This is a genomic window from Methanobacterium formicicum (assembly GCF_029848115.1).
Lineage (GTDB): Archaea > Methanobacteriota > Methanobacteria > Methanobacteriales > Methanobacteriaceae > Methanobacterium > Methanobacterium formicicum.
The window spans coordinates 5,001-10,000 of the sequence record NZ_JARVXG010000052.1 but is presented as its reverse complement, the minus strand read 5'-3'; the positions used below and the strand labels follow the sequence as shown (position 1 = coordinate 10,000).

General features: G+C 39.7%; 6 protein-coding genes (2 of these 6 cut by a window edge). All 6 read left to right on the top strand.

The window, feature by feature from the left end; translation table 11 throughout:
* Window positions 1-330 carry the 3' portion of a calcium/sodium antiporter gene (locus QC759_RS08080; protein WP_048072483.1) on the top strand. The gene continues 678 nt to the left of window position 1, outside the view, so only the last 330 of its 1,008 coding nucleotides appear in the window; its start codon lies beyond the left edge, outside the window; its stop codon occupies window positions 328-330.
* 13 nt (window positions 331-343) lie between these two features.
* Window positions 344-775, top strand: a complete 432-nt coding sequence (locus QC759_RS08075; protein ID WP_048072482.1) for a universal stress protein — start codon at window positions 344-346, stop codon at window positions 773-775.
* 269 nt (window positions 776-1,044) lie between these two features.
* Window positions 1,045-2,040, top strand: coding sequence for a calcium/sodium antiporter (locus QC759_RS08070; protein ID WP_048072481.1), 996 nt, complete (start codon window positions 1,045-1,047; stop codon window positions 2,038-2,040).
* A 43-nt stretch (window positions 2,041-2,083) separates the two neighbouring features.
* Entirely contained in the window at window positions 2,084-2,359 is a 276-nt protein-coding gene (locus QC759_RS08065; protein ID WP_144405526.1) for a universal stress protein, read from the top strand.
* A gap of 219 nt (window positions 2,360-2,578) precedes the next feature.
* Window positions 2,579-3,541 (top strand): calcium/sodium antiporter, encoded by a 963-nt coding sequence (locus tag QC759_RS08060; protein ID WP_279845503.1) that lies wholly within the window; start codon window positions 2,579-2,581, stop codon window positions 3,539-3,541.
* 185 nt (window positions 3,542-3,726) lie between these two features.
* Window positions 3,727-5,000 carry the 5' portion of a methanogenesis marker 14 protein gene (locus QC759_RS08055; RefSeq protein WP_048072480.1) on the top strand. The gene runs 199 nt beyond the window's last position, so only the first 1,274 of its 1,473 coding nucleotides appear in the window; its start codon is at window positions 3,727-3,729; its stop codon lies beyond the right edge, outside the window.

Here is a 5,000-nt window from a genome sequence, read left to right as displayed (position 1 = left end):
CTTTTCGTTCTGGCCGTTGGTACCAGCATACCAGAACTGGTGGTGACTTTAAGTTCCGCCATGAAAGGACTCCACGATCTTTCATTGGGAACTGTTCTGGGCAGTAACACCTTCAATATTCTAATTGGAATAGGAGTTCCGGCATTACTAATGAAAGTACCGGTGGATAACATTTCTTTAACCTTTGATGCTCCGGTTATGCTTTTTGTGACTGTTTTGCTAATGGCGCTTATTAAGATGGGTAAAGGTAAATTAAATAGGTGGGGCGGCATAATATTAATGATAACTTATGTATCTTATGCTGTGATCAGAATATTTGTACTGGCTTAAAGGGTGATTTGTGATGTATGATAAGATATTGGTAGCTACCATGGGCGAATACATGGATGACATAATTGAGCATACTTTAGATATTATTCCCGAAAGAGAAACAGAAATTATTGGTGTTTACGTGGTGGAAACTTCGGTGCCCTTTTTAACACCTAAAAAGGTCAAGGAAATGATGGTGAAGGAGTTAACTGCTAAGGGTAAGGAGATTCTGGATAGTTTGCGCCAGGAATTCCAGTCTCCCAAACATTATATGGTGAAATTTAAAGGGATAATGCGTGAAGGCAGCCCTGCCGATGAAATTGTAAAGGTGGCTGAGGAAGAAGGTGTGGATCTGATTGTGCTGGGCACTGGTAAAAATCTGGTGGATAAACGCCTGCTGGGTAGTGTCTCAGAAAAAGTAGTACATTCCGCCCCCTGCACCATACTCTTGGTGAGGACGGGTTAAGAAAGGGAATTACTATTTCTTTTTCTTTTATTTAATTAATGGATCAACCATCTGGTTACGTATTCAATTTTATTTGGATATTTACTATTCTGGAACTCTAATTATAATTGAGTGTTTCACTTCCTTGTTTAAAAACACAATATTTTACGCTTTTTTTTGGAGTGTATATTTTTACATACGGTATTATTTATTTAATAATAATGTTAATCAATTATCCAAGGTAAAATATATAAGGTGGCAAACGGAAACCTTATGCCGGTGAGATATTGATGGGAATAATCACACTTGGGGTAATATTGGCAGTATCCTTAATTGTAGTACTAAAATCTGCTGATGTCTTTGTTGATAATTTAGTCGAGATTGGTGGGGCTTTAGGGATATCAGAGATTATTTTAGGGGTTACAGCCTCTGCCATTGGAACATCTCTTCCCGAGTTTGGTTCAGCAGTGATAGCCTCCATGTCGGGTAGTGTGGAGATAGGAGTGGGAACTGTTATTGGCTCGAATATATGGAATATTGCCGGTATCCTGGGAATATCGGCCACAGTATCTGGGTTAATTCGTACAAATAAAGAGGGATTGAATCGTGATTGGCTGATGATGTTATTAACATCTTTGATTCTAATATTTTTCATGTTATTTGGGGATATTAACTGGCAGGCTTCCGTAGTCATGATTACAGCTTACTGTTTTTACTTGTGGGTTTTAATCAGGTCTCAGAGAAAAAATAATGCCACTGAAAAGTACAACTTAAAAATTGAATCAGAACAGATAAACAATAATCCTGCAGAACACGATTCTCCTAAAACCATAAATAAAAAATCAATTGCAATGTTGGTCATGGGATTGGCCGGGTTAATTGTGGGGTGCCGGTTACTGGTTTACAGTGGTGTAGAATTGGCCACTATCATTGGTATACCGGAAATGATAATGGGGCTCTTTACTCTGGCAATTGGTACCAGCATACCGGAACTGGTTGTTACTCTTTCTTCGGCGATGAAAGGTCTCCACGATCTCTCCATAGGCACTGTTCTGGGTAGCAACACCTTCAACATTATAATTGGTATAGGGATACCCGCATTGCTTTTGGGGGTGCCAGTGGAAAGACTTTCACTGGTCTTTGACGCTCCGGTTATGATTTTTGTGACTGTTTTGTTAATGGCGCTTATTAAGATGGGTAAAGGTAAATTAAATAGATGGGGTGGCATAATATTATTAATAACTTATGTAACTTATGCTGTGATCAGGATATTCGTACTGACGTAGGGGTGCTTTGTGATGTGTCCTTTTTACACCCAAAAGGTCAGTAATGATGGTGAAGGAGTTAACTGCTAAGGGTAAGGAAATTTTGGATAGTTTGCGCCAGGAATTCCAGTCTCCCCAACATTATATGGTGAAATTTAGAGGGATAATGCGTGAAGGCAGCCCTGCCGATGAAATTGTAAAGGTGGTTGAGGAAGAAAACGTGGATCTGATTGTGCTGGGCACGGGTAAAAACCTGGTGGACAAACGCCTGCTGGGCAGTGTCTCAGAAAAAGTAGTACACTCTGCTCCCTGTACCATACTCCTAGTTAGAACTAATTAAATACTTTTTTCTATTTTTCTTCCATATTTTAATTTTTACATTCAAGATAAATAATTAAACGAATTAATTTTAAATTTTTCAATGATCTATCCTGGTTAATTTTCCTATAAATTAACAATAAAACAGAATCATAACTTTTATATCACTAAGAATCCCAATTCTTCTTTAGGTCATCAAAAAAAAGCTATAATACACGGTAACCTTATGCCGGTGATATAATTGGAACTATTGGCACTCATGGTATTGTTGGTCATTTGCCTGGTAATTGTGATAAAATCTGCGGATATTTTTGTAGACAATTTAGTGGAGATTGGTCTGGTACTGGGAATATCGGAGATAATCTTAGGAGTAACTGCATCGGCAATTGGAACATCTCTACCTGAATTCGGTTCGGCAATGATTGCTATTTTAGGTGGAAATCATGATATTGGTATTGGTTGTGCTATAGGGGCAAATATATGGAATATGTCTGGAATAATAGGAATATCTGCCATTTTTTCCGGTGTAATCACTACCAGTGCTCCAGAAGTGAACCGTGATGGGCTAATGGCCTTAATTACTGCATTAACTTTAATGGTGTCTCTATTTGTAATTCAAAACATGTCTTTTGTTTTTGGAATTCTGATGGTGGCAATGTACTTGGTGTATCTTGGGGTTTTGATTCGGGCTCAAAAAAACAACGAAAGCAGCCAAATGGAATGTTGTGAAATTAAAGAAGAGGTTAAAGAAAAGTCATTAAGTATTAAACCGTTCTTACTGGCATTTGCTGGCTTATTTGGTCTGGCTATTGGATGTAGAGTTATAGTGTATTGTACCATTGGGATTTCAGAAATTACTAGTATCCCTTCAGCTTTAGTCGGCATATTCCTGGCATTGGGAACTACTGCCCCCGAGTTTTTTACAGTTTTATCCTCGGCTAAAAAGGGTTTGAATAGCCTGGCGGTAGGTACAGTATTTGGAAGTAATATCTTTAACATCTTAATTGGATTGGGAATACCCTCTCTATTTGTTTTGATACCGGTTGATCCCGTTGCCATCTATTTCGATGTTCCGGTAATGGTTTGTATAACTTTACTCTTATTGTTTTTAATAAAAAGGGGAATGAAACTTACCAGGGTAGATGGGACGATTTTAATTGCTTCTTACATATTTTATATCCTGATAAGAGTTTTCTTTTTCTAAACAGTCCAATATCCTAAATATAGAATAAGAAATCTCAATCTCTTAAATGAACTCCCTTACAAAAATAACCACCTCCCTATTAAATTGGTGATATTTAACAGTTGTTTTTATCATCAATTCACAACGTTTATATTCATTTTCACTAAACTTAATTTGATTATCATTATTAAATTGGGGGTATCAAGTTGTCATTCATTAAAAAACTATTAGGTTTAGGTCCAAAGCCAGTCATTGCAAAAAGCAGATACATTACCATTGAAGAAGCTAAGATGGCGCCGTTTACCAAGAAAACCAGGGGACAGGGATACGGCACCCTCATGCGTCCTGATGTTTATTACATTGTGGCCTCGGTGGAACTGGGAAACACCACCACTAAATGTATTTTAACGGCCACTAACCTCAACACCAGTCGTACTTATCTTTTAGACAAAACTGTTAAAATGACCAGGGATATTCGCCCCCCTAAAAAGGGTGAAAAGGTCTTCGGGGAGACAGTGTGGCATGTGGAGCTGACCCAGGAATCAGTGGCGGAACTGGTTAAAAACACCATTCTGGAGTCAGTGAAACGTTCCGGAATTAGCATAGAAGAAGATCTGGACTTTGTGGTACGTTCAACTGGGGTAACGGCAGGTTTTGCATCTCCAAAAGAAGTGGGAGAACTCATCATTGCCCTGGCTAACGGCTGTCTGGAAGCGGGTATACCTCCTAGTAAAATGTCCCCTTCCATTTCCAAGGACAGTTTACCCAAAAAATTACGGGATTTCACCCTCCTGGATAAAGTTATGTTTGACGGAGCAGTGGTCAGCGTAGTTCCACCCACAGGTAGAGCAGTGGTGGCCAATGAAATGGAAGGAGAACTGGTAACTGCGGGTATAAAAGCAGGTGCTAAATGGACCGAAGTAGATTATCGTAACCCCTGCATTTCAATGGATTTCGGAACCACTCTGGCTGGCCGAATAGTTAACAATGATGAACCCTACGCCCGCACGGTGGGAAACTTCTGTGGACTGGCTGGAGCCATATCTGACGCCATTATCCGGGGAACTGAAAAGGTGGATCAACGGGGTGGTGCCGCTTTAGACCTTTACACCAGGGACATACTCAAAAAAGCAGATTGGAAAGCTGCTGAAGAGTTTGCCAGGCGCGCCCATGAACACGTGGACATAAGAAAAGTTCCAGAAGGAAGGGAACGGTTTGGAACTGTACCGGTAGATCCTAAAGCAGCATATGATGCAGGAACCACTCTTATTGGTTGTGATGTAGGTAAAGATGGTGATGAAATCCCTGAACTCACTAAACTGGGTCATGAAATAATTGAATCTACGGATATCCACACATTATTTGCCACTCTGGACCATGTCAGTGCCAATGTGGTCAAACGGTTAATAATAGAAGCAGATGATGAGGGAGTTATACAGGAAGGATCACTACTGGGAGTCACTGGACGGGCAGGAATAAC